Origin of the sequence: Psychrobacter sp. AOP22-C1-C5, from assembly GCF_052378885.1 — a bacterium.
In the GTDB taxonomy this organism is placed as follows: domain Bacteria; phylum Pseudomonadota; class Gammaproteobacteria; order Pseudomonadales; family Moraxellaceae; genus Psychrobacter.
In genome coordinates this window covers 103,445-128,198 of record NZ_JBQSYC010000008.1, presented here as the reverse complement: position 1 = coordinate 128,198, position 24,754 = coordinate 103,445, and the positions used below count along the sequence as shown (strand labels likewise).

21 protein-coding genes are annotated in these 24,754 nt (G+C 43.8%); 11 read left to right on the top strand and 10 right to left on the bottom strand.

Going from position 1 to position 24,754, the window contains the following annotated elements; all coding sequences use genetic code 11:
- Together ACT3TH_RS11150 and ACT3TH_RS11145 are read left to right on the top strand one after the other, a co-directional pair.
- Window positions 1-996 (top strand): hypothetical protein (locus ACT3TH_RS11150; RefSeq protein WP_444755899.1); only part of this gene is annotated, 996 nt, incomplete at its 5' end.
- A gap of 149 nt (window positions 997-1,145) precedes the next feature.
- Window positions 1,146-2,192, top strand: coding sequence for an NAD(P)H-dependent flavin oxidoreductase (locus ACT3TH_RS11145; protein ID WP_444755898.1), 1,047 nt, complete (start codon window positions 1,146-1,148; stop codon window positions 2,190-2,192).
- A 1-nt stretch (window position 2,193) separates the two neighbouring features.
- Here ACT3TH_RS11145 and ACT3TH_RS11140 read toward each other — a convergent pair whose 3' ends face one another.
- The gene (locus ACT3TH_RS11140; RefSeq protein WP_444755897.1) at window positions 2,194-3,141 is read right to left on the bottom strand and encodes an alpha/beta hydrolase; all 948 of its coding nucleotides are present in this window, start codon (window positions 3,139-3,141) and stop codon (window positions 2,194-2,196) included.
- A gap of 488 nt (window positions 3,142-3,629) precedes the next feature.
- Here ACT3TH_RS11140 and ACT3TH_RS11135 point away from each other — a divergent pair, with 488 nt between their 5' ends.
- Window positions 3,630-5,195 carry an MATE family efflux transporter gene (locus tag ACT3TH_RS11135; RefSeq protein WP_444755896.1) on the top strand — a complete coding sequence of 522 codons (1,566 nt, stop codon included), beginning with the start codon at window positions 3,630-3,632 and terminating at the stop codon, window positions 5,193-5,195.
- Window positions 5,196-5,524: 329 nt separating this feature from the next.
- Here the strand turns inward: ACT3TH_RS11135 and ACT3TH_RS11130 are convergent, their stop codons facing one another.
- Window positions 5,525-6,286: an aspartate/glutamate racemase family protein gene (locus ACT3TH_RS11130; protein ID WP_444755895.1), complete on the bottom strand. Its 762-nt coding sequence runs from the start codon at window positions 6,284-6,286 to the stop codon at window positions 5,525-5,527.
- A gap of 225 nt (window positions 6,287-6,511) precedes the next feature.
- On the opposite strand from ACT3TH_RS11130, the gene ACT3TH_RS11125 reads away from it, so the two are divergent.
- Together ACT3TH_RS11125 and ACT3TH_RS11120 are read left to right on the top strand one after the other, a co-directional pair.
- The gene (locus tag ACT3TH_RS11125; protein ID WP_444755894.1) at window positions 6,512-8,023 is read left to right on the top strand and encodes a right-handed parallel beta-helix repeat-containing protein; all 1,512 of its coding nucleotides are present in this window, start codon (window positions 6,512-6,514) and stop codon (window positions 8,021-8,023) included.
- Window positions 8,024-8,127: 104 nt separating this feature from the next.
- Window positions 8,128-8,382: a DUF2798 domain-containing protein gene (locus ACT3TH_RS11120; protein ID WP_444755893.1), complete on the top strand. Its 255-nt coding sequence runs from the start codon at window positions 8,128-8,130 to the stop codon at window positions 8,380-8,382.
- Window positions 8,383-8,652: 270 nt separating this feature from the next.
- Here the strand turns inward: ACT3TH_RS11120 and oppF are convergent, their stop codons facing one another.
- From oppF to ACT3TH_RS11095, 5 genes are all read right to left on the bottom strand, one after another.
- Entirely contained in the window at window positions 8,653-9,681 is a 1,029-nt protein-coding gene (oppF, locus tag ACT3TH_RS11115) for a murein tripeptide/oligopeptide ABC transporter ATP binding protein OppF (RefSeq protein WP_444755892.1), read from the bottom strand.
- 6 nt (window positions 9,682-9,687) lie between these two features.
- Complete coding sequence (oppD, locus tag ACT3TH_RS11110) at window positions 9,688-10,770, bottom strand: oligopeptide ABC transporter ATP-binding protein OppD (RefSeq protein WP_444755891.1); 1,083 nt, start codon at window positions 10,768-10,770, stop codon at window positions 9,688-9,690.
- Window positions 10,771-10,782: 12 nt separating this feature from the next.
- Window positions 10,783-11,688, bottom strand: coding sequence for an oligopeptide ABC transporter permease OppC (oppC, locus tag ACT3TH_RS11105; protein WP_444755890.1), 906 nt, complete (start codon window positions 11,686-11,688; stop codon window positions 10,783-10,785).
- A 43-nt stretch (window positions 11,689-11,731) separates the two neighbouring features.
- Window positions 11,732-12,652: an oligopeptide ABC transporter permease OppB gene (gene oppB, locus ACT3TH_RS11100; RefSeq protein ID WP_444755889.1), complete on the bottom strand. Its 921-nt coding sequence runs from the start codon at window positions 12,650-12,652 to the stop codon at window positions 11,732-11,734.
- Between the two features lie 156 nt (window positions 12,653-12,808).
- Window positions 12,809-14,482, bottom strand: a complete 1,674-nt coding sequence (locus tag ACT3TH_RS11095; RefSeq protein ID WP_444755888.1) for an ABC transporter substrate-binding protein — start codon at window positions 14,480-14,482, stop codon at window positions 12,809-12,811.
- Window positions 14,483-15,496: 1,014 nt separating this feature from the next.
- On the opposite strand from ACT3TH_RS11095, the gene ACT3TH_RS11090 reads away from it, so the two are divergent.
- The 6 genes from ACT3TH_RS11090 to ACT3TH_RS11065 all read left to right on the top strand — a co-directional run bounded on the left by ACT3TH_RS11090 (window position 15,497) and on the right by ACT3TH_RS11065 (window position 21,896).
- The gene (locus ACT3TH_RS11090; RefSeq protein ID WP_444755887.1) at window positions 15,497-16,600 is read left to right on the top strand and encodes a DUF2157 domain-containing protein; all 1,104 of its coding nucleotides are present in this window, start codon (window positions 15,497-15,499) and stop codon (window positions 16,598-16,600) included.
- Window positions 16,593-17,753 (top strand): DUF4401 domain-containing protein, encoded by a 1,161-nt coding sequence (locus ACT3TH_RS11085; protein ID WP_444755886.1) that lies wholly within the window; start codon window positions 16,593-16,595, stop codon window positions 17,751-17,753. The genes ACT3TH_RS11090 and ACT3TH_RS11085 overlap by 8 nt, the downstream gene beginning before the upstream one ends.
- Window positions 17,750-18,364 carry a GDYXXLXY domain-containing protein gene (locus tag ACT3TH_RS11080; RefSeq protein WP_444755885.1) on the top strand — a complete coding sequence of 205 codons (615 nt, stop codon included), beginning with the start codon at window positions 17,750-17,752 and terminating at the stop codon, window positions 18,362-18,364. Before ACT3TH_RS11085 ends, ACT3TH_RS11080 begins: the two co-directional genes overlap by 4 nt.
- Before the next feature lie 240 nt (window positions 18,365-18,604).
- Window positions 18,605-19,582, top strand: a complete 978-nt coding sequence (locus ACT3TH_RS11075) for a zinc-binding dehydrogenase (RefSeq protein WP_444755884.1) — start codon at window positions 18,605-18,607, stop codon at window positions 19,580-19,582.
- A gap of 289 nt (window positions 19,583-19,871) precedes the next feature.
- Window positions 19,872-20,891 (top strand): oxidoreductase, encoded by a 1,020-nt coding sequence (locus ACT3TH_RS11070; RefSeq protein ID WP_444755883.1) that lies wholly within the window; start codon window positions 19,872-19,874, stop codon window positions 20,889-20,891.
- A gap of 156 nt (window positions 20,892-21,047) precedes the next feature.
- The gene (locus ACT3TH_RS11065; RefSeq protein WP_444755882.1) at window positions 21,048-21,896 is read left to right on the top strand and encodes an HNH endonuclease; all 849 of its coding nucleotides are present in this window, start codon (window positions 21,048-21,050) and stop codon (window positions 21,894-21,896) included.
- An 85-nt stretch (window positions 21,897-21,981) separates the two neighbouring features.
- On the opposite strand, the gene ACT3TH_RS11060 is transcribed toward ACT3TH_RS11065, so the two are convergent.
- The 3 genes from ACT3TH_RS11060 to ACT3TH_RS11050 form a co-directional block, all read right to left on the bottom strand.
- Window positions 21,982-22,668: a DUF2628 domain-containing protein gene (locus tag ACT3TH_RS11060; RefSeq protein WP_444755881.1), complete on the bottom strand. Its 687-nt coding sequence runs from the start codon at window positions 22,666-22,668 to the stop codon at window positions 21,982-21,984.
- Window positions 22,669-22,884: 216 nt separating this feature from the next.
- Window positions 22,885-23,406: an NADPH-dependent FMN reductase gene (locus tag ACT3TH_RS11055; protein WP_444755880.1), complete on the bottom strand. Its 522-nt coding sequence runs from the start codon at window positions 23,404-23,406 to the stop codon at window positions 22,885-22,887.
- A gap of 122 nt (window positions 23,407-23,528) precedes the next feature.
- Window positions 23,529-24,719 (bottom strand): MFS transporter, encoded by a 1,191-nt coding sequence (locus ACT3TH_RS11050; RefSeq protein ID WP_444755879.1) that lies wholly within the window; start codon window positions 24,717-24,719, stop codon window positions 23,529-23,531.
- Between the last annotated feature and the right edge of the window lie 35 nt (window positions 24,720-24,754).

Sequence of the window (24,754 nt, the reverse complement as noted above, 5' to 3'; positions counted from 1 at the left end):
GTAAGTACTGCTTCAAAGATTAATGATGAATTGCTTGAGTATAAAAATAGTATTTCGAAGTTACATAGTGAGTTTTTAGTAGGCACAGACGAAGAACATTCACTGCAGGCAAAGATGAAAGGTCTGGAAGAATCTATCGACGAACAACGCTCTAAGATAGACGCTTTTTATAGTTCTCTTTTGATAGATGAAGGCTCAATACAGTCTAAAATAGAAGAAGCTCAAGAGCTAATAACTACTGCAAATACAGAAGTCCAAAAAATTCGAGATGATTTATCCGTAAAGCTTAATGAATTAGACGACTTTCATAACAAAGTTTTTGGGGAACCCAATGCAGAGGGCGACATAGAAAACGGACTCAAATTCGAAATTAATGAAAGAAAAAATAACTTAGATTCTTTAATCACCACTCAAACAGATCAATACAAGGTTATAAAATCTAATATTGAAAGTCTGTTGCCTGGCGCTACAAGTGCTGGATTAGCAAGTGCGTATCATGAATTAAGTATATCTTTCAACGAACCTATAGAAAAATATTCCAAATATTTTACTATCTCTCTTCTTCTTCTTTTACTTGTATCAGGTTCCTTGACCATACATAGTTTACTTTTGAATGATTTTCCATCAAATGCTGATGGTCGTAATTTTCTCAATGATATAGGCGTGTTTTTACTTCAACGCTTACCTATTGTTTTACCTATTATTTGGTTTGCGATATTTGCTTCTAAAAGAAGAAGTGAGGCGGAGAGACTAAAACAAGAATACGCACATAAGGAAGCTTTGGCTAAGTCCTATCAGAGCTTTAAGCTTCAGATAGAAGAACTTGATAGTGAAAACAAAGAACCTTTACTAGAAAAACTTTTAGCTGCTGCTATTGAAACTATAGCTATGAACGCTTCAAATACGTTAGATAAAAAGCATGGCGATAATGCTCCTCTAATTGGTATCTTCGATAAAACTGTTAATAAACTACCTTTTACTGACCCTAAAGAGTAGTTTTTTCATAAACTATACCTACTTAACTACAACTCCGTAGTCAAAACCTACCTCTCCATTTAGCAACTAAATAAACATTATCTCCTACGTTCTTTATCCTGCTCTGTTAAAGTAAGTCATGCAAATATCCTAATAATAAGGAGCTAGTCATGAGCTTACTTAACAAACTCAACTTAACCTACCCCATCATTCAAGCGCCAATGGCAGGCGGAGCGACCACGCCTGGGCTAATCGCGTGCGTCAGTAACTTTGGTGGACTCGGATCATTGGGTGCTGGCATGACCGCGCCAGATGTTTTAAACAGTCAGATTAATACGATTAAAACCATGACGGATAGACCCTTTATGGTCAATCTGATGGTGTTATCTGAGCATGAGTCGAGCACCTTTGATACGGATATCCCGACTTGGCTAAGTGAGTATTATCAGGACAATAATATAGACGTCACGTTACCTGAGCGTCCCGCGCAAAACTTCGCAGACCAGTTGCAAGTGCTCTATAACAATCCTGTACCTGTCGCCAGTTTTACTTTTGGTATTATCAGCGCCGAACAAGTTCAGCGTTTGCAAAGCGTGGGCACGCGCGTCATCGGTACGGCAAACCATCCATTAGAAGCCAAAGCATGGGCAGAGATTGGCGCAGACGCGGTGTGTGTACAAGGAAACGAGGCAGGCGGACATCGTGGTGGCTGGTTGCCACAAAGCGAAACCGATCCTTTAGGATTATTGACGCTGATTAGCCAAACGCGCGCCATTATCGACATTCCCTTGATTGCGGCGGGTGGCATCATGACACCGCGGGAAATCAAGGCGGTGCAAACAGTAGGTGCTGAGCTTGCGCAAATGGGAACGGCGTTTTTGACGACAGATAAGTGCGGTATCAATGACACTTATAAACAAACCCTACTCGATGCCGGTCAAGGCAAGCGCAGTACTGAGACGCGCTTAACGCGACTGTTTTCAGGTAAGCTTGCGCGCGGGTTATTAAACGAGTATTTGCGTGATTTTGCTCAATTTGAAAGCGATCATAACCTACCGCCCTACCCGCAGTTAAACGCCATGACCAAGTTTTTGCGTGCTGATGCGACCAAGCGTTTGGACGCCGAACATCAATCCTTGTGGGCAGGACAAGGCGTGAGCTTGGTGAGAGACGAGAGCACGACTGCCTTGCTGGAGCGTCTCGTAAAAGGACTGTGATTTACTCGTTCTTGATCGTTTCACGGAACGCTTTATAGTCCTTTGCCGTCTGCTCTACTGACTCTACCATGGGCACATGACCGATGTCCGGCATCATGATGACTTGTGCCTGCGGTATGATGGATTTGATTAAATTGACCGTTTCAGGTTTGATAACTTGGTCTTTTTCGCCCCACACAACCAGCGTCGGAATCTTATTTGCCGCGATGATTTTGGCGCGCGCCTCGACATTGTCTTCTACGATTTGCTCAAGGATGTTGGCGTGTAATTCTTTATTGGCGATACGCTCTTGCGCAAACACTGCCTTGACCGTTTTTGGTATATAAGGCGGCTTGTACATCACAAAGTCGTACAAGTCATAAAAATCTTCTGTGCTATCGACCAATAGCGGATTATTCTCAAGGGTCGAATCCTTTAGCGACTCTGGCATACCCGCTGACCAAAAACCTGCGCTGTCCACCAACCACAAGCTTTGTACCTCTTTTGGGTACAGGGCTGCATAGGCAACACTGATCGCGCCGCCCATCGAATTGCCGCCGACATGTAGATTTGAGGCAACGCCTTTGGCTTGCATTAGCTCATGTAAACGCTTGGCTTGCGCATCGGCGCGATAATCGGCAGCGGCGGTCTTGCTTGATTCGCCAAATCCTAATAAATCTGGAATGATCAGATGATAGCCGCCCAACTTACTCGCAAGACGGGTAAAGTTGTCTTTATTACCGCCAAAACCATGGATAAGTAACAAAGGCTCAGCACCGACGTTACGGTTTTCGGCGTAGACCATCTCTTCGCCTGAGGCCAGCGTAAATATTTTGGTTTCAAGGTCAGATTTGGTGCGTTCGTGTTGGATGATTTTTTGGGTAGTTGCCACGGTAAAACTATTGGGCGTCGTACAGCCTATCATTGATAAAGTAAGAAACGCGGCCAGTGCTGTACGTCGTAATGTCATCGAAACATCCTCGTTAAAAGATAGTATAAAAGGTATTTACGCTTTGATTCTAACGGTAAATGCTTATTCATATTTATAAATCTATTACTTTGTAGTCAAAACGAGATATGAATATAACAATGCGATATTGGGTGTATTTATTTTACAGTGAATTGACTATATGAGACATAACGTTAATACACACTTTATTTGTTTACCGTTCTAATCAAGATGGCCTAGGCGTTGTCATTTATAATAAGCGTTTTTATGCTATCAATCCTAAGTCTGTTATTTATGGTCAGTTGAAAATAAAACAGTTATATAGATTCAAAAGCGCTACTAGCACAAATTTTACTTGCGTGCTGTGCCTACGCCGACAGAGGCTACGTAAAATTCACCCTAATAGCGCTATAACACTTTCGAAGTGCATTGACTATAACGGCTTTCTTTCTTAGGACGCATTTTTATAATAAACCGAAGCCCAATTGAACGGTGCAAAAGGAAAGACATTGAGCGACACAAGTACTGCCACTGACAAACGGCGTGACCTCACCGAGGGGTCAATTGCCAAAACGATGCTTCTATTTGCCTTGCCAACGCTTGGATCATCAGCGCTACAGTCGTTAAACGGCTCAATCAACGCTGTCTGGGTGGGGCGGTTTTTAGGAGAAGAGGCGCTCGCCGCGACAGCGAACGGCAACATTTTGATGTTTATACTCATCTCTTTCGTTTTTGGTTTTGGTATGGCTTCTACTATTTTAATTGGTCAAGCTATGGGTAGCCGTGACGAGGCTATGGTCAAAAGAACCATGGGAACGGCTCTCGGCAGTATTATTCCGATCAGTATATTGGTGTCAGCAGTAGGGTGGATATTTGCCCCGACGCTACTGGATTTGCTTGGCACGCCGCCCAGTGCGGTAGACCTTGCCCTGACCTATCTACGCATGATTTTCGTTGCGATGCCATTTACACTCACGTTTACACTGATCATGATGGCACTGCGCGGGACGGGCGATTCTACAACGCCGCTTTGGTTTATCATTATATCGGTGATTATTGATCTAATTTTGACGCCGACGCTGATTTTGGGTTTAGGACCTTTTCCTGAATGGGGAATATTTGGTTCGGCCTTCGCCACAGCCGTTGCAAACACGCTAGCGCTTGTTGGTATGGTTGTCACAATGTACTTACGCGGCTCTGTGCTGACACTTAGCATGCCAGAGCTTCGCTTTTTGCGCGCAGACCGAGAGATCTTAAAATCGATGTTCTCAAAAGGGTTGCCGATGGGTCTTCAGATGATCGTCATCTCTTCGGCAGCATTGACAATGCTGTCGCTGATCAACCGTGAAGGTGTACAAACCACAGCCGCTTATAGCGCCACCCAGCAACTTTGGACCTACGTGCAGATGCCTGCCATGGCGCTGAGTGCCGCAGCCAGCGCGATGGTTGCACAAAACATCGGTGCCAATCAATGGGACAGAGTCTCCGGAATCACACGATGGGGACTCATTTTTAACGTGATGCTGACAGGAGCGATTATCGGGGTACTGACCATTTTTGATGGAACCATTTTGGGCTTTTTCCTTGGCAGTGACAGCGAAGCGCTGCCAATCGGCCGCCATATTCAGCTAATGGCGACATGGGGTTTTATCTTTTTTGGGATAGCGCAAGTGCTCTTTGGCACAATGCGCGCTAACGGTTATGTGATTTGGCCGCTGATCGTCATGGTGATTTCGATGTATCCTGTGCGTCTTGGATTTGCTTTTGGGCTTTATCCATTACTGGGAGAAGATGCACTTTGGCTGTCATTTCCAGCAGGGATGGTAGCCACCGCTCTGATGGGAGCGGGATTATATCTGCATGGCGGATGGCGTCAGGGTAAAAATTTGGTCGCAGAAGAAGCGGCGCAAGGGTCTGAAGGGTATCTTGCCCATGGCGGCACCTCTGCGTCGTGTCGTGATATTGCACCGACGACTGTGTGGCGGAAACTCTTACCTTTACGCCGTATCACAAGGCTACATCGACGACTTCATAGACGCCTTTATAGACACCGTATGATCAAGAATAATAAATGACAATGGCGCGATATATACATGCTTAGCTTGAAGGCTCTGGTTCATTGGTATGGCGAGTACACTATCCATGGTACTCGCTTATTACCATCTATATAGTCAGAACACTATAAAAAAGAGCCAGCGTGGCTGGGATGAATTTTTCGCCGCCTCTGTCAGCAACGCCGCAGCCAGCAAGAAAAATTTGTACCAGTCACGCATTATAATATTGCCTATCCATTTTATTGAGTATCGAAAATACTAAAGCCAGTAATAAGTAAGCCAGACTTTGGCACATTAAAAAGCACCGTCTGTAAAAATTTTCACTGGACTAAGTGTTTACAGATAAAACATTAAGACCCTGTATCAGTCAATAAAAAATCTACCGCGGCGGCGGCATGGATAGCGGTGGTATCAAATACAGGAATTGGACTATCCCCTTGACCAATTAATAAGCCAATCTCCGTACAACCCAGTATCACACCCTCTGCCCCTTGGGCGGCCAATGCGTCAATCACCTGACGATAATACGCTCTTGAGCTATCGAGCAGTTGTCCTTGGCATAGCTCCTCGTAAATGATGCGATGTACTTCTGCTCGTGCGTCATCCGCTGGTATCATGACTTGCAAGCCTGCATCAATGAGACGCTGCTTATAAAAATCTTGGGTCATCGTAAACTGCGTGCCGAGTAAGGCAATCTTGGTCAAACCCTGCGCGTTGATCGCCTCGGCTGTCGCATCAGCGATATGAATAATCGGTAGATCGGTTGCTGCTTGTATCTCATCGGCAACTTTATGCATGGTATTGGTCGCGATTAGCAACCCTTGCGCCCCAGCGGCTTGCAAGCGTTTACCACTACTTGCCATCATTATTCCCAGTGCTTCCCACTCGCCTGTTTCTTGCAACGTATTGATAGGGCCGAAATCGACACTGTGTATGAGCAAATCTGCCGAATGTAGTCCACCCAGCTGAGCTTTGACGCCTTCATTAATCAAACGATAGTAGCTCTCGGTACTCTCCCAGCTCATGCCACCGATGATACCGAGCGTTCTTTGAGTTCTGTGTTGAGGAGTGGTCTGCTGAGATGACTGGTGTTGTTGATTTTGGTTAGGCATTTTTCTTCCTTGTTAAGATGTGTCCTCAATTTAATCGGTAGTCATCTAAATGGACTTGAGACAAACGAGTAAGTATAAAAAGTCATTCAATCGTAGCAAAAACAGTTATATTATATAAATTATTTTTAAGACAGTTTTTATAATCGCTATAAAAAAGATCATTTCAGACTTATTCATTGTCTTGTTAATCGATAGTTTATATCCATCCTATTACTAGGAAGTACTATGAAGATCCGTCAGTCAACGCTATATTCAAAGATTCGTTCATCGATGCTATTGTCTATTGGTTTACTTGCATCAGTAGTGGTTGTATTACCTGCTTGCGGTGGTGGCGACTCAGATGGAGATTCAAGCTCTTCAGACACTCCTACTACTTCTGAACCGGCTACGCCTACAACGCCAAATACGCCGATACCTTCTGAAACGGTTCCACCGACATCTAATAGCCAAGCGTTTTACGATCGCAGCTCAGCACTTGATAATTTACAGCTTGATGATAGTACCCGTAAGCATATCTACGTGTCGACGACGGGTAGTGATACGGCATCAGGTAGTGCTAGCTCGCCTGTACTGACCCTACAAAGAGCCGCAGATCTTGCAACCGCTGGCACGACGGTACACATTGCTGCGGGTACTTATAAAGGGGCTGTATATATTGAAAATTCTGGAACACTTGCGCAGCCTATTATTTTTGAGGCGATGCCAGCAGCAAAAGTTATCATTACAGGCACGCCAAGCGCTGATGATGAGAATCTGATTCATATCGAAAACCAAGCGTATGTGATCATTCGCGGCTTAGAATTTACTAATTTTTGGACCAATAGCGATCAGATTACGCCCATTGCGATCTATGTTACTGGCAGTAGTCATAATATCCTCATCGAAAACAATTATATTCATAATCTAGGCACGCGCGTTGATAATGACAATGGTAATGCGCATGGCATTGCGGTGTACGGTACTCAGGCTATTAGAGATATTCAGATTAATAATAATCGAGTAGAAAACCTCACCCTAGGTCGTAGTGAAGCGATCGTACTAAATGGTGATGTTACAAACTTTGAAGTGAACCATAACCAAGTCAACAATAACAATAATATTGGTATCGACATCATTGGTTTTGAAGGGACAGCGGAGACCGCTAACGACTACGCCAGACGCGGTGATATCATCGGTAATATAGTCACGCGCAATAGCATTAGCGGCAATCCCGCCTACAAAGGCGATGATCCTTCAGCGGGTGGTATTTATGTCGATGGTGGTAAACAAGTATTTATTCAGAATAATACGGTGACTGGTAATGATATCGGTATCGAAGTCGCCAGTGAAAACTTCCAAAAGTTGACAGAAGATGTCTGGGTAGAGGGCAATACGGTCACCGATAGCAGCTATGCTGGTCTCGCAGTCGGTGGCTATGATGAGCAACGTGGCGGCGTCAGACAAATCACCCTTATTAATAATACCGTCACCAATAATGACCTTGGTAAGCAACAAGGTGGACAGCTACTACTGCAATTTAATATTCAAAAGTTAGATATTAAGGATAATACATTTACCAGCTCACCCTCACGCTATATGATCGTTGCCAATCAGCTTGATCGCGGCGAAGTCAGCTTTGACAATAACCGTTACCTCCCTCAGAACAGCAATTTATCCTTACTATGGGTACTCGGCAGCAAAGAGTTTACTAGTAGTACAGCTTTTGAAAACTGTGCGGTATTGCTACAATGCAAATAGAGTATAAATACTGACTATGCCCTAGGCTCAAATAAATATTTGAGCCTAGTTGTAACTTAGCTGTTTTTTATTACTGACCTGTTATTACCGAATTAAGCCAATCTATGACTAAAATACCTACCATCCGAATACGCACAAGGCGCAAATACTACCGCTTAATTTTTACTTTTTTAATGGCTTTGATGATGTCGCTTATCATATCGACGGCGCTGATGCTCATTAAGGTGGGCTTTGTTGATGGTTTTTTTGCCGAACTGTTGCACTCATGGGGACTGGCCTTTATCGTGGCGTGGCCAAGCGCTTATGTCTGTGCTTACATGGTGCAAGAACATGTGCTGAGTCGCATTGAGTTTTATTAAAAGACTGTTTTTCAAGCCTATAACGAAAAAATACCAAATATGATTTTCTTCACCTTTGGTATCGTTTAAAACCCTTGTCTATTTTTACCGTCAATCCAAAATGAAGGTGCTACATACGATCATAATGCTCTACTGGTATCAATTTTCCTCGCTTGCTGTACGCAGGCGTTACAGAGGCTTCGAAAAATTTACCCCAGTAGAACCGCACTTTTTTTAAATGGATAGACTATAAACGGCTCTTATTCCTTCTATTTTTAAACGCCTGCTAGCCTACGACGTCTCATTGACTTTATTTTTTAGACAAGCCACGCGGTGATTGACGTGACCTTCTAGTATAGGTTTGATCTGTGCACATTCTTCATCTGCAAGCGGGCAGCGGGTTCGAAACACGCAGCCTGAAGGCGGATTGATCGGACTTGGCAAATCGCCTTCTAGTAGCTGAATGGTTTTATTGCGCTCAGCAATAGGATCTGGCAGCGGTACTGCTGACATCAGCGCTTGAGTATAAGGATGGGTCGGATTGCCGTACACGGCTTTATTCACGCCCAATTCGACAGCGTTGCCCAAGTACATGACCAGCACCCGATCCGCAATATGCTTAATCACAGACAAATCATGAGCAATAAAAATAAGCGCTAACCCCATCTCTTCTTGAATGTCTTGCAACAAATTAATAACCTGCGCCTGAATTGAGACATCGAGAGCCGAGACTGGTTCATCGCAGATAATGATTTTAGGTTTTAAAATCAAAGCGCGAGCAATGCCGATTCGCTGACACTGTCCGCCCGAAAACTCATGTGGGTATCGGTTGATCTGATTGGGCAGGAGTCCCACCTTTTTCATGATCTCGCGTACCTCGTTTTGTACATCGCTCTTTTTCTTTTTTGGGTAATAAGTACGTAGCGGTTCGGCAATGATATCGCCCACCGTCATGCGCGGATTTAGGGAGGCAAGCGGGTCTTGAAAAATCATTTGAATGTCTTTTCGCTTCATTCTCATGGTTTTTTTGGATGCACCAACAAGTTCTGTATCATCAAAATTGATACTACCAGAGTCGGCTTCTACCAAGCCCACGATAGTACGAGCGAGGGTTGATTTACCGCAGCCTGACTCGCCCACCACTCCCAATGTTTCGCCTGCGAATATCTCAAACGATACGCCATTGACGGCTTTTAAAGTCGCAGGTTTTTGCCAAAAGTAAGTGCCTTTTTGTTTGATATCAAACGTGGTACGAATATCACGCACGGTTAGTAACGGCGTTTTAGGCAGGTTTTCGCTGCTGTTAGCAATCTGTGTCATTATCGCCTACCCCTCTATCTCTAATGGATGATTGGCATCGATATCTTTTGAGGTATCCGCGGTTAATTCAGGATGCCAATGACAAGCGCGCTGACGATCGTGCGGCAAAAACTCAAGTGGCGGCGGTGTATCACGGCAGATATCCATCGCATGAGGACAGCGCTCATAAAACGGACAGCCTGCTGGCAAGTCTAGTAAATTTGGCGGACTACCAGGAATCGTTTCAAGCTTACCCATCTCGTTATCCAGACGCGGAATGGCTTTTAATAATCCGATGGTATAAGGATGGCTTGGGGTATAAAAAATCTCTTCTGTTTCGCCATATGCCATCGTGCGACCTGCATACATCACAAGGACGCGATCACAGATACCAGCCACGACGCCCAAATCATGGGTAATCATGATAATGGTCGTACCGAAGTCGCGCTTTAGCTCGTTTAATAGCACCATGATTTGCGCTTGAACTGTCACATCGAGCGCGGTGGTTGGCTCATCAGCAATCAACAACTTAGGGCGACACAGTAATGCCATCGCAATCATCACTCGCTGGCGCATACCGCCTGAAAACTCATGCGGATACATACCAATACGTTTTTTGGCCTCTGGGATTTTGACGGCATCTAGCATACGTATCGACTCTGCCCACGCCTCCTTTTTACTCATCCCTTTATGCAAGGTCAATACTTCGGCGAGCTGATGGCCTATCTTCATATACGGATTGAGTGAAGTCATGGGATCTTGAAAAATCATCGCCACTTGCTCGGCACGGATTTTGTTCAGCGCCTTTTGGGGCAATCCCAATAGCTCATTGCCCTGAAAGCGCACTGACCCTTTAGCATGGCCGTTTTTTGCCAGCAGTCCCATGATGGCAAAGGCAGTCTGCGACTTGCCAGACCCTGACTCACCAACGATGCCTAAGGTTTCACCCTCGTGCAGATCAAAATTTAAGCCATTCACTGCTGTCACCAGACCGTCCTCAGTCTTGAACTGAACGGCTAAGTCTTTCACTTCCAACAAGGTATTTGAAGGCGTAATAAGGGCATCATTAGGATAGTCATTGATGGTGTTACTGAAAGTCTTAGTTACCACGATATCACTCTCCTAGCGGTCTTTTGGATCGAACGCATCACGTAGACCATCGCCAATAAAGTTAAAGCAAAATAAAGTCACGACCAAAAAAGCGGAAGGAATCAAAATCTGCCAAGGCGCGACCTGCATGGTTCGAGAGCCTTCTTGTAGCAGCGCACCCCAGCTAGTCATCGGTTCTTGCACGCCCAGTCCCAAAAAGCTCAGGAATGATTCAAATAAAATCATCGTCGGCACCAGTAATGAGGCATATATCACTACTACGCCAAGCACGTTAGGTACGATATGACGCTTGATAATATTGAAGCCTGAGACACCGCCCACGTGAGCCGCTTCGATAAACTCTTTGCTCTTCAGGCTGAGCGTCTGACCACGGACAATTCGCGCAACATCCAACCAAGACACCAGTCCAATCGCGACAAAGATCAAAATTAGGTTACGTCCAAATATTGTGACCAATAAAATCACAAAAAACATAAACGGAAAGGCGCTTAAAATCTCCAAAAACCGCATCATCACCATGTCGACTTTGCCGCCAAGATACCCTGACGTTGCGCCATAGATCGTACCAAACAGCACAGCAACCGTCGCTCCAGCAATCCCAACCATCAAGGAGATACGGCCACCAACAGCGGTACGAACCAATAAATCGCGACCGAGCGAGTCGGTACCAAAGTAATGCTTATTTTCGATAGAAGGCGCCGCTTGCATAAAGTTCCAGTCGGTCTCAGCATAACCAAAAGGAGCAAACAGAGGGACAAATAGGACAAAAGCACCAATCAGTAATAAGATAAAGAAGCTCGCAACGGCCGCTTTGTTTTGATAAAAACGTCGCCACGCATCTTGCCAAAGACTCCGACCTTTAATCTCTTTCGCTGGCGACATGATAACGTCGGTGGGCTGGTCTACAATAAGGCTCATAGTGGTCCTTGTAATGATCTACTTAAATAATGATTTATCATATTTAATACTGAATTTTTGGATCAATCACAGCGTATAAAATATCAACAATGGCATTAAACGTAATGGTCAGCACACCCACCAAGATCGTCAAGCTAAGCACCACGCCATAATCACGGTTAAGTGCGCCATTCACGAATAACTGCCCAATACCCGGCAAGCCAAAGATAGTCTCAATCACGATAGAACCAGTAATAATACCGACGAAGGCGGGGCCCAAATAGGAAATCACAGGTAACATAGCGGGTCTAAGCGCATGCTTCATAATGATCTGACGCATCGGTAAACCCTTGGCTCTCGCCGTTCGAATATACTGGCTGTTCATCACCTCAATCATCGACCCGCGCATGATACGCGCGATACTGGCGGTATATGCCAATGCCAAGGCTGTCACTGGTAAAATCAGGTTTTGCAACGCGCCATCATTCCAACCACCAGCAGGCAGCCAGTGCAAAACGATCGCAAAAATGAGCACCAACAATGGCGCTTTAACAAAGCTTGGAATGACCACACCCGTCATCGCAAATGCCATCAGCACATAATCTATCCATGAGTTTTGCTTAAGCGCTGCAATGACCCCAAAGATGAGTCCCAAGACCAATGCCAAGATAAACGCATAAACGCCAAGCTCCATCGACACCGGAAACGACTGTGACAATAGCTCATTGACCGTATAGTCTTTATATTTAAAAGAAGGCCCAAAGTCGCCGACAGCAAGCTGTCCCAAATAATGGATGTACTGCAACCAAAGAGGGTCATTAAGATTGTACTTGGCTTCAATGTTGGCCAGTACGGCAGGTGATAAAGTACGCTCACCTGAGAAAGGATTGCCTGGTGCTAAGCGCATCATAAAAAAGGAGACAGTGATCAAAACAAATAAGGTCGGGATGGCCTCTAAAATACGCCGAAAAATCAGTTTTAACATAATACCTCTTATGGGAGTGCCTACTCCCAAGCTTGATTAAAGCTGAAAAAACACATCAGATGTAACACGCAGCAATGGCTTACTGGCAATAGTAGCGCGTGCGATGTATCAGCTGTAGCCTTTTGCATCGCACGCGCTTGTTAAAACCCTGATCTATCAGTGCTTGGCAATTGATAAATCTTTTGCTTGCCAGTTATTTAAGGCATCTTTCATTGGGAAGCCAATCACATAAGGCTTAATCAAACGAGGGCTGACATAGTGATAAACGTTTAATAGAGGCATGTCTTGGTCAAGTTGAGCCTCGGCTTTGTTGTATAAATCGACACGCTGTTCAGGCGTCACGCCAGGTTTTAGAGTTTGTGCCATCAGGCTATCAAAGTTGGCATTTGAGTATTTGCCGTGATTATTACTGTTGCCCGTTTTTGAGATATTTAAGAAGGTTGAGGCCTCATTGTAGTCACCACACCAGCCAGCACGAGCGATCTGATAGGTACCATTACGGCGTGTATCAAGGTAGGTTTTCCATTCTTTATTAATCAAACTGACATCGACGAAGCCAAGCGATTGTTTCCACAGCGAGGCTACTGCGAGCGCCGTTTTCTTATGCAGGTCGTTGGTGTTGTATAGCAGCTCAAATTTCAGTGGATTGCTCTCACTATAGCCCGCTTCATTCAGCAGTTTTTTGGCTTCTGCAAGACGCTTCTCTTGATCCCACGTTGACCATTCTGGCGTGTTTTTTACGCCGCCATTGGTCGCCGTTGGCGTTAGCTGATAGGCGGCAGTCTGCCCTTGACCGATGACTTTATCCACCACTGTGTCACGATCTAGCGCCAAGGCGAGCGCACGGCGCACTTTGACATCATCAAATGGTGGCTTGACGGTATTAAACTCATAATAGTAGGTACATAGATAAGGAGAAACGTTTAGCTCATCGCCCAGCTGCTCTTTTAGCGACGCGAATTGCTCAGTCGGAATCTCATTGTAGGTCATGTCAATCTCACCTGCTTGATAGCGTGCCACGTCGGTCGTACTTGAGGGGATCGCTAGCATGGTGACAGTATCAATTTTGGTATTGGCATCATCATAATAAGCTGGGTTACGCGTCAAGACGATTTGGTCGTTGACTTGCCACTTACTGACTTTGTAAGGGCCGTTGACCACGATATTGGCAGGGTCTGTCCATTTATCACCAAATTCTTCGACTGTCTTTTGGTGGACGGGCTTGACCGAGTTATGAATCATCATGTCTGGGAAGTAAGGGACAGGCTCTGATAAAGTCACTTGCAATGTTTTGTCATTGATTGCTTTTACGCCAAGGGTGTCTATACCCGCTTTGCCCTCAACGATTTGCTCAGCGCCCACAATCTTGGCATCGACCAAATAGCTCGAATAAGGGGACGCAGTGTTCGGATCGACCAGACGACGCAAGCTATAAACAAAATCTTCTGCCGTCACAGGATCGCCATTTGACCACTTGGCATCGCGCAGCTTAAACGTCCATACTTTATTGTCAGGACTCTCCCAACTGGTCGCCATACCTGGAATGGTTTTGCCATCCGCATCCGTATTGGTCAGTCCCTCAAACATCTGACGGTCGATACCCGCTTCAGGAACGCCAGATACTTTGTGCGGATCAAGCGACTCTGGCTCAGCGGCATTATTGACAACCAACTCTTGAGTATCGGCCAATACATTTGGATCGATGTTTGATGATTGACTGGCAGTGCCATCGTTTGCCGATTTATCACTACAGCCCGTCATAAACATAGCAAGAACAAGGGAGGTGGGTAAAAACACAGACGTTAAAAGGCGATTAGAAGGGCGCATCATGTAATATCCTAACGGGTAAGTGGTTGAGCGGATTCACTCACTTTCAGTAAGTCCATTTAATTTATTCCGTATGCTGGTACTATCCACTCCATTAATCATTCTAAAAATGATCATTTTGTCGACCGCTCTCGTAACAACGACCATCACAGCAACGACTGCTGCACTGCTCATAAAACCGCTGTTTTGCACAGACTTGAAGGCGATATATATGGACAAAAGTTAATATATGAATACGATACCACTTATCGTTTTATTCAATTTTTAGCATATAAATATTGAACAAAAAACCCAGAATAGAGGCTTATCAGTACTAACAGAGTAACTTTGGATAATCATCAGTAACATCCTAGATAACTATTAGTAATGAAAAACAATGTGAATGTCAATGATTTTTAATGGGCTTTGGTCGACTATGAATATCAAAAAGAGATAAATAAAATATTTTTTCTGGACAAAAATCAGATGGAACCTTAATTCTCGTAAATATTTTTTTATCCAATTATTACCTTTCATCAGCAATATACTACCGTTGATAAATTTTTAATCATTGCGACTGATTCTACATTTTTAGCTAGCAACTATTGCTTTTATCTTAGATAACTAAAGGGAATTAGAGAAAGCATCTCAAAAAATCTTGTAAATTTTTCTTATAATATTGTTTTTCATAACTAATTATTAGTTATGCAAGGTTTAGGATTATGATTATTTAACAGTCATAGAATAATTCAATAAAAAACCAGACTTATTTTCTATATTAAAATAGTCTTATTGTCTTATTTTCCCTTTCTTTTATTTCATAAAACTTACATAAAATCATGGTAAAGGCATTTTATGGCGAAATATATTTTTTTAGCTACTTGGCTGAACGCTTATATCTGCGCCTATTTAATCCAACAACATTTGCTCAGTTGTATTGAGTTTTATGAAACGTACATAAGACAATCGATAATAGATATCACTGCCTCATAAAAACAGATAAGATAGTCTTCAAACTGTTTTAAATGAGAGCGTGCTATGACTCACCCACAGCGCACTATTGAGCATCTGCTAAAAAACGGTGTTCTCCCATTCAAACACGCCGATGCAGCGGCAAGTCATCTTGGCGTCTACCCCAGTAGGCGGACATGGCTGACGTTTTTTGATAAAGTGCTGCTGATTATTGGGGCGATCGCACTAGTCTTGTCGTTGGTCTTTTTTGTGGCTTATAACTGGCAAAACCTTGGCAAAATGGGCAAGTTTGCGCTGGTCGAAGGCGCGTTAGTCGTGACCATCGCCTGCTATGTTGGTCTGTGTTTTAAACGACGATTTCAGCTTATTCGCCAGTTATTATTGCTTATCGCGAGCATCATTACTGGTAGCTTGCTGGCATTATTTGGGCAGGTTTATCAGACGGGCGCAGACACGTGGCAGTTATTTTTTATGTGGGCGTTGCTTATCACACCGTGGGTCGTCATCGCGCGTTTTCCTGCGCTGTGGTTATTGTGGCTCGGTCTGATTAACGCCTGCTTGTTAGTGTATTTTGATATCGCAGGTTTGGCGTTTATCGTAGATGGCTTTCAAGATATATTTCAAGTTACGATTTTAACCTTGGTGAACCTTATCGCGCTGTACGGTTGGCTCATCAGCTTTGAGCATAACCGCGCCATCCTTTCTGGTAATTTTTCTAATACGCCTACTCATAAAAATGACACTGCTCATGGCATAAGAGATATACAAGCAAAATCCAGCTTGCACTGGAGTACATATGTCGTCGGTCTAGCCAGCACCTGCTTCACCACGTACCTTGCCCTTATCACCGTTTGGGGTGATCGTCCTATTTCAGCAACCCTTATTTCACTTATCTTGTGGCTCAGCTGGTGTGGTTTTATGCTTTGGCAATTTTACCAGCGACGTATTGATCTGTTGATGCTCACTTATCTGGCATTTTCTCTCATTACTGTGGTGATATTTTGGGCAAGTAGATGGTTATTGGACATGTTTGATGAAGGTGGCTTTTTAGTATTGGCACTGCTACTGATTGGTATAAGTTCAGCCGCAGTCGTCTGGCTGCGCAAAGTTGCCCACTTGGATAGTAAAGCAAAAACCAATGCGGTTCAGGGAGGCGCTAATCATGAGTAAAAATAAACAAGCATTGATAGCGCTTCAAGAGCTGGGATTGATTGAGACAAACGCGAATGCGATTGATAAAAGTGGACAAACAGACCTAGCCAATGGTGATTCGCAAGAGGACACACCTTGGTTTCTACAGCTGTTTTTTGGCTTCAGTGGCCTGTTAGCCAGCCTATTTTTTATTGGCTTTTTGACCTTTATATTAGACAGTACAGGTGCGCTTGATAGCGCAGTGGCAATAGGCATCATTGGCCTGTTATTAAACGTGAGTGGATTTCTCTTATTTAAGTATGAGCGTCGCCGCGATAATGTGTTTTTAAACAGCCTAGCCTTGATGATTAGCGTTGCGGGTCAGTCATACGTCATATACGCCTTGAGCGAAAGCGGTATTGCAACGCCTTTTAGTGTGTGGATATTTTTATTGCTGCAAAGCGCCTTAACGCTTATCGTTCCAAGCTTTATGTACCGCTTACTCAGTAGCGTAGTGACATTTGGCTGCGTGGTCTATTTACTCAATTATTATTATTTGCCTGAGATCAGTTTGGGTTTATTGGCACTGGTTGCGGTTGTCAGTCATTTACAGCGTTATAAATTATTGCAGCGTGTGCCTACCAAGTGGCGGGCAGGCAGTTTAGAGATTATAAAAGCCGTTGGTTATGCCAGCGCGCTCATGCTGCTATGTGTGTCTGTCTACTTTATCGCTGCTGAATATGGTCGTGGTTTTGATAGTGATGGCGAGCCTTTTAACTATAATTATTATCTGGCGCAAGGGCTGCTCACGCTTGCCAGCCTCTACGCCGCTTATCTGATTTTGAAGCGTTACCATATTAAATGGCAATCCGCGGTAGGGTTGATTATTGGTGGCGCTATCGCAATAATTGGTTTTATCTCGATTTATGTCTCAGGCTTACTGGCCACCAGTTTGATCATCGTGATTGCCATGGCCAATGGTCAGCGCACCTTACTTGGCATCGGTATTTTTGCTTTGGTTTGCTACGTGTTTTGGTACTACTATCAACTCGATACCTCATTATTGATCAAATCTGCTTCCATGCTCATCGTCGGTATGGTGCTATTGCTTGTGCGCTTTTTACTTATTAAACGGTATTTTGCAGAGAGTCTTACTGATCGTGCGAGTGATAGTCAGGAGCGTTTATTATGAAAAATAATATTTTGACTAAGCGCTTGAGTAAGGCAACCTCATCTACTCATTGGACACAAAGACGCACTGTGGCCATCGCTATTGCTGTACTTGGCTTACTCACTGTTTTGATCTTTATCAACTTCAAAGTAATGACACATGAGACGCATCTTGCCAGCGGTGAAACGGTCTTGTTAGAACTCGCCCCTGTTGATCCACGCGGGTTTATGCAAGGCGATTACATGACGCTCAGCTATGCGTTAGAAAATGAGATTTTGGACACGCTAGAAAAAAACCGTACGCGTGATAAAGCGACTGATGGATACGTGATAGTGGCATTGGACAACCATAACGTTGGGCACTTTGTGCGTTTGTCTGACGATTATAAGCCCAATGATTTAGCTGCTAATCAAAAGGCAATTCACTATCGTCTGCGTCATGGCTCGGTAAAGCTTGCGACCAATGCCTTTTTCTTTCAAGAAGGTCATAGCGAGGCGTTTGAAGCAGCGGAATACGGACAGTTCCGCGTCAATGACAAAGGTGAGCCACTGCTAGCAAATTTGGTCAATGAGCAATTTGAAGTGATTGATCCAAAAAATCTGGGTAAGAGAACTGGTCAGTCAGTAGACTAAACGAGTGCTACTGTGCGCCTGTGAGCAACTGACAACGTTACTTAACCAAATGATTACTGATAACGGCAAGGCGGACTTGTTACTGTGGTGAACAGATTTCGCGCCTTTGCCTTTATATAATTGGCCTTTATACAATTTGTCTTTATATAATTTGTCCTGACATAATGTGGCGCGTTTATCCTCAATAATCGGCTTAGCAAAGTACGATTACTCAAACAAAAATAAATAAAGGAAACTGTCATGCGCAGCGCAACTTATAATACCTTTGGTAAACCCGCTGAAGTACTTAGCCTCGGCGACACCCCTATCCCAGAGCCAAAAGCGGACGAAGTACGCGTCAAAACGGTACTGGCCTCTATTCATAATCATGATCTGCTGACCATTCGTGGTCAATACGGCTTTAAGCCAGAGTTGCCAGCCATTGCTGGTAGCGAAGCGGTTGGCGTTATCGATGCCATTGGCGATGATGTGAAAGACTTAAAAGTGGGTCAACGCGTCGCGGCGGCCAGTGTACAAGCGACTTGGGCCGAGTATTTTGTCGCCTCAAAAGACATGGTGTTTACGGTGCCTGATAGCTTAGAAGATTCAATCGCCGCGCAGCTTATCGCTATGCCGCTGAGTGCCTTGATGCTGATTGAGTTTTTAGAGCTAAAAAACGGGCAATGGGTCATTCATAACGCAGCCAATGGCGCAGTTGGCAAATCTCTTGCCATGCTGGCAGCAGCTCGCGGTATCAAAACCATCAACCTTGTCCGTAGTGCTGATGCGGTAGAAGAGCTAGACGCACTCGATATTAAAAACAACATCAACACCTCAGATGACGACTGGAAAGACCAAGTCCGTAAACTGATTGGCGATGACAAGATCAGCGCGGCAGTTGATTCTGTTGGTGGCGAGTCAAGTAACGACTTATTGTCACTACTGGGTCACGGTGGCACTTTTGCCTCGTTCGGTATCATGTCAGGCAAGCCAATGGCGCTAGACCCTACCAATATCATCTTTAAACAAGTGACCATTAAAGGTTTCTGGGGCAGTAAAATCAGTCAAGAAATGAGCGTTGAAAACAAACAACGCTTGATCGATGAGCTGATCGAACGCGCCACTGCTGGCAACCTAAAACTGCCTGTGGAAGCGACATTTGATTTGGCAGATATCAAAAAAGCGGTCGATGGTGATTTGCAGTCAAGTAAAAATGGTAAGGTGCTATTAAAGCCTTAATGATTGGCTACCCTGGACACGATTGCTAAAACCAATATCGTCAAAACACATACAAAAGCCCACGATATCGTGGGCTTTTTTTGTTTTAATGGTAACGGTAAGCCGCTAATGAGGCAGCCCATTCAATTTAAAAAGAGTGCCGCGCTGCTGGAGTGAATTTTTTGATGCCTCTGTCGGCAAAGCCGCAGCAAGCGAGGATAATTTATACCCGTATAACGCTTTTTTGTTTTACTCTTTTTTTTTGAACGGATTATAAGTATTAATATTAACCATAAATAAGGATACAACCATGTCTAATAATACAACGTCTAACAATACCACTTTTAAAGCCTTGGTCGTCGAAGAGACCAGTGACGGCAACTTTAACAAAAGCATTCAAGAACGCAGCATCAGTGATTTACCTGACAACGATTTGCTCATCGAAGTGCATTATTCATCACTCAACTATAAAGATGCGATGTCGGCATCGGGTAATAAGATGATTACCAAAAACTATCCGCATACGCCCGGTATTGATGCTGCCGGAATCGTGGTCAGCGACAAATCGGGCACTTTTAAAAAAGGACAACAGGTACTGGTATTCGGCTATGATTTGGGTATGGAGACGCCGGGCGGTTTGGGTCAAAGGATTTCAATTCCAGTAGAGTGGGCGCTACCCTGCCCACCGTCCTTGACCTTAAAAGAAGCCATGTGCTACGGCACGGGTGGCTTAACCGCAGCACTTTGTATTCAAAAATTAGAAAAAATAGGCGCAAAACCCAGCGATGGCCCAGTCGCGGTTACTGGCGCAACAGGCGGCGTAGGCAGTATCAGCATCGCGATTTTGAAACAGTTGGGCTACGAGATCATTGCCTTCTCTGGCAAACCAGAACAAAGCGAGCATTTAAAAAACTTGGGCGCAAGCGAAGTGCGTCATCGCGATACGATTAATGAGGTGGGTAAAAAACCTGTCGGTCGCGAATTATGGGCAAACGCCATTGATACCTTGGGCGGTGATTATTTGGCAAACTTACTCAAACAAACCAAGTCGGGCGGCGCGGTATCTGCTTGCGGCTTAGCCTCATCAACAGAGCTTGACATGACCGTGCTGCCGTTTATCATTCGCGGCATCTCTTTACTGGGCATCGATTCTGTGACGATACCTTTGTCTGAAAAGCAGGAAATTTGGGCACGTGTCGCAACCGATATGAAGCTGCCTGATATTGAGCAATACTGTGAAGAGATTACCTTGGAGCAGACGCCAGAATACCTAGAGCGCTTCATTGCCAATAAGGTTGTGGGTCGTTATGTGGTGAATGTGAAAGGTTAAGTTTAGAACAGTTGATGTTGGTAAGTAAAGGCAGCATTCCTTTTGGGGTGCTGCTTTTTTTGGACCAGAAGCTATTGTGAAATGATAAAGTTAGAATCTGATATCCGTGTATAGTCTATTAAAGGTTAGTACAACTTCAAAAATAGGGGGTTTTCATTGTTTAAAATAGGACAAATCTACAATCGTCGTTCTGAAATTCACGATATATATAAAGGGCAACAATATGGTGGTATATCAACACCCATCAAATATCCATATATATTTATTTTCACAAGTAATGCTGGTGAAAAATACGGTTATGTCGATAAATTCAGTCCTAACGGCACTTTCCAATACACTGGTGAAGGTCAAGAAAACGATATGAGAATGACCAAGGGCAATTTAGCCATACATGATCATCAAAAAAATAACAAAGAAATCCTACTCTTTGAATCAACGTCAAAAAGCTTTGTACGATTTTTAGGCAAGTGTAATTATCTCTCTCACCATATCGAAGAGCGACCTGACAGAAACGGTAAAGCTCGTAATGCTATTATCTTTCATTTAGATATAATTAATACTCAAACTATTCTTACAACTCAAATAATAAAAACTAATGTAGTTGAAGAACCCAAAGCAATTTATATAGCTGGGCCAACTAAACGTGATTCTTTACAACAGTTACGAGATATAGCTCTAAGTTCAACACCTATCCAAGCAAGTATCGAAGAAAAGCTTTTGTCTATTCGAAATCGTAGCAATGCAATCAAATTGTATGCAAAGAAAAGAGCAAATGGTATATGTGAAGGATGTAGTGGAAAAGCTCCGTTTCAAACTAAGTCAGGCCCATATCTTGAAGTTCATCATTTAACGAGAATAGCGGACGGCGGTGCTGATCAACCTCAAAATGTAATTGCACTATGTCCTACTTGCCATCGCAAGGCACATTACTCTTTAGAGTATTTAGAGTTTAATAACGAATTAGTACGTAAAGTTAATATTATTGAAGCTAATATTGATCAATAATATATCTAGAAGTTAACCAAAAAAAACACCCAACCAAGTTGAGTGTTTTTTAGCTATCTATCATTTAATCACAAGCTCAAACCTATCACTCTACCCAATACCAATCAGGACCCAAAAAATAACTTATTAATACTGACATCGTAACAAGCAATATCGTAAAACCGATAGCACCCAGCCACGATGTACCACCCGCTTTAGCGAGTCTTTCTCTTACTATATTTGAGTCGCAGTTGGACGACGTTATCTTTTTGATACGTTGAATACTGTGATTAAGATAAAAGTAATTACCAAAAAGACCTGTAATGACAATTCCTACACCGAGAAAGAGTGAGTTGCTCAATACATTGTATGTCTGCTCACCGAGTACATACATCAACACTGTATCTAAGAGCGATATACCAAGCATCACAAAAAACGCAATTTTATACATTTTCCGATAAGAGAGCCAAGATATGCCCAATAAAACCCCAGCTAGATTGAATTTTGGGCGCGGCGTGTCTTTTTTATCTAATGTTAAACGTGGCTGACTATTCTCAAACCATTTCTCACGATAATAACTGTCATACTTTTCACCGACAAAAGTTGCCAATAACGTATCTGCGGTATCAGAGTCAGCAGGTGATCCATGTTGTACGTTTTGCGCTTCTTTTGAGATATTGATGGGCGTTAATGGCGGCGGCGTTTGTGCTTGAGTATTAGCAAGGCGTTGGTCACAGTTTGAACAAATCAGAGCGTCGCGTGAGTTTTCTTGACCGCAATTAGTACACTGCATTGTATCCCTTATTATTATTAATCATGATAATTTTAGTGTTATCTTTAATATTTTTAGTAAATTAAAGTCGGTTAATTAAACATGGCCATATTATAAGTAATTAAAACAAATGTTCAATAAAAAAGAGAACCTATTAATATCTTATTTATTTTAAGCAAAAAAAACACCCAACCAAGTTAAGTGTTTTTTAATAATCTTTTACAGTTGCACTAAGACTTAAAGCGTACTGATGATCTCATTTAACTTTTGATTAAACGTCTCATCTGTGACGACACCCGCTTCTGAATCAAAATTATCAAAGAAATTAGGTAATGACAACGCGCCTTTTACATCGGCTGCAAAGTAAGGCGCTGAACCTTGGGCAGCGGCCAATACGCTTTGCGCGCCGCCTGGGCCGGGTGAGGTAGACAGCATAATAACGGGTTTATTTTGGAAGACTTTCATGTCTATGCGTGATGTCCAGTCAAATAGGTTTTTGTAGGCAGAGGTATAAGAGCCGTTGTACTCAGCAAATGAGATGACGATGGCATCCGCTTCATTGATAGCCTGATAAAAATCATGAGCAAGCGAAGGGATACCTGTTTCGTTTTCGCGCGCTTCGCTAAAGATTGGCATCTCAAAATCGTGGATGTCGAGCAATGTGATATCAGCATCACTGATTTGCTGAGCGGCATAAAGTGCCAGTTTTTTATTGATTGAATTGATACTATTGCTGGTACCAAAGGCAGTTACTTTCATTTTAAAGTCCTTGTGATCTGTGAACGGTTAAATTATGGAGCAAAATTCATTATGTGAGATGAGGCGTATTACAGCTTCAAACAGAGGCGTAAGGTCTATCAATTTTATGTATGTAGACGATATCATACCGTTTGCGCTCTTAACATTGCTGCGCTTGCGAGTGCCAAGACGACAGTAAACCCTGCTGTTAGCAGATAAAAATGACTATAAGCCAATATTGAGATAAGCGCGGACGATATCAATGGCGATACAAATTGCCCGATAAAAATGCTGCTCGTCAGTACGCCCGACGCCAGTCCACGTTTATCGCTTGGGACTAGTGCAAGGCCAGTGACCATAAAGTTGGGCATTACTAGGCCCATACAGACACCCATCAAGGCGCAGCCAACAATCACGCCACCAAATGTCGCGGCCTGTGACAATACCACCATGCCAGCACCCATCGCCAGAAACCCGACGAGTGCCACGCCATAGTTTTGGATTTTATTCACAAGTTTGCCAAAGCTGATCCCTGCTATCGCAGCAGCAAGCGTGCCCGCCCCCATGGCTAAACCTGATTTACTTGGATCAGAGATCCCGATATCTACCATAAAAAACGGTATCTGAGTCGGTAAGATATAGAAGATGACCAAATGACAAAAAAGAACAAGTGCGCAGCCAATCAGTGGCCATTTCCAATTGGTTTGCGTTTTAGTATTTACCAGACTATTGACTTGTTGCGGCTCATGCTCATGGCTAGTAAGGGGTGTGTCTTTAATGGCAACAAACACCAATGGCACCAATAAAAGAGCGGCAGCGTAAATAAAAAACGGCAACCGCGCGCTGATATTGGCCAAATACCCTGCGGTAACGATGAATACGATGCCACCGATATTAGAGAACGACTGCTGAAATCCCATAAACTGACTTCTTTGTGCACCAGAAAAATAATCGGTGATGAGTGCAGTAACGGCGGTCATCAGTCCCGCGACGCAAATACCCAAAATCGCACGACTAATAATGATGGCCTCTAAACTTGAGAGCAGTGCTCCTGCTGCACCTGATAACGCGAATACAGCGGTTGAGAGAAGCAACTGCTTGCGCCGGCCAAATTTATCTGCCGTCCATCCCAATATAGGCGCAAAAATAACCACAAACAGCGCGGGTATTGGTAGTAGCATCTTGACCAACAGATCAGCGGATGGCGTACCCACAAACTCACGCGCCAAACCCGGTAAAGCGGGTGCAATCGTAGCATTGGACATGACCGTTAAGGTGGAGAGCAAAAGCAGGCAGAGGGCGCTTGGTGCCAGTAGGTTAATTTTCACAGACACCGCTCATCTTTGATTGCTTGTTTTGTGGGTAGCAT

Excerpts from the sequence above, each read along its gene's own strand:
- ACT3TH_RS11145 (WP_444755898.1), top strand. The coding sequence starts at position 1,146 with ATGAGCTTACTTAACAAACTCAACTTAACCTACCCCATCATTCAAGCG.
- ACT3TH_RS11140 (WP_444755897.1), bottom strand. The coding sequence starts at position 3,141 with ATGACATTACGACGTACAGCACTGGCCGCGTTTCTTACTTTATCAATG.
- ACT3TH_RS11130 (WP_444755895.1), bottom strand. The coding sequence starts at position 6,286 with ATGCCTAACCAAAATCAACAACACCAGTCATCTCAGCAGACCACTCCT.
- ACT3TH_RS11125 (WP_444755894.1), top strand. The coding sequence starts at position 6,512 with ATGAAGATCCGTCAGTCAACGCTATATTCAAAGATTCGTTCATCGATG.
- ACT3TH_RS11120 (WP_444755893.1), top strand. The coding sequence starts at position 8,128 with ATGACTAAAATACCTACCATCCGAATACGCACAAGGCGCAAATACTAC.
- oppF (WP_444755892.1), bottom strand. The coding sequence starts at position 9,681 with ATGACACAGATTGCTAACAGCAGCGAAAACCTGCCTAAAACGCCGTTA.
- oppC (WP_444755890.1), bottom strand. The coding sequence starts at position 11,688 with ATGAGCCTTATTGTAGACCAGCCCACCGACGTTATCATGTCGCCAGCG.
- oppB (WP_444755889.1), bottom strand. The coding sequence starts at position 12,652 with ATGTTAAAACTGATTTTTCGGCGTATTTTAGAGGCCATCCCGACCTTA.
- ACT3TH_RS11095 (WP_444755888.1), bottom strand. The coding sequence starts at position 14,482 with ATGATGCGCCCTTCTAATCGCCTTTTAACGTCTGTGTTTTTACCCACC.
- ACT3TH_RS11090 (WP_444755887.1), top strand. The coding sequence starts at position 15,497 with ATGACTCACCCACAGCGCACTATTGAGCATCTGCTAAAAAACGGTGTT.
- ACT3TH_RS11085 (WP_444755886.1), top strand. The coding sequence starts at position 16,593 with ATGAGTAAAAATAAACAAGCATTGATAGCGCTTCAAGAGCTGGGATTG.
- ACT3TH_RS11080 (WP_444755885.1), top strand. The coding sequence starts at position 17,750 with ATGAAAAATAATATTTTGACTAAGCGCTTGAGTAAGGCAACCTCATCT.
- ACT3TH_RS11075 (WP_444755884.1), top strand. The coding sequence starts at position 18,605 with ATGCGCAGCGCAACTTATAATACCTTTGGTAAACCCGCTGAAGTACTT.
- ACT3TH_RS11070 (WP_444755883.1), top strand. The coding sequence starts at position 19,872 with ATGTCTAATAATACAACGTCTAACAATACCACTTTTAAAGCCTTGGTC.
- ACT3TH_RS11060 (WP_444755881.1), bottom strand. The coding sequence starts at position 22,668 with ATGCAGTGTACTAATTGCGGTCAAGAAAACTCACGCGACGCTCTGATT.
- ACT3TH_RS11055 (WP_444755880.1), bottom strand. The coding sequence starts at position 23,406 with ATGAAAGTAACTGCCTTTGGTACCAGCAATAGTATCAATTCAATCAAT.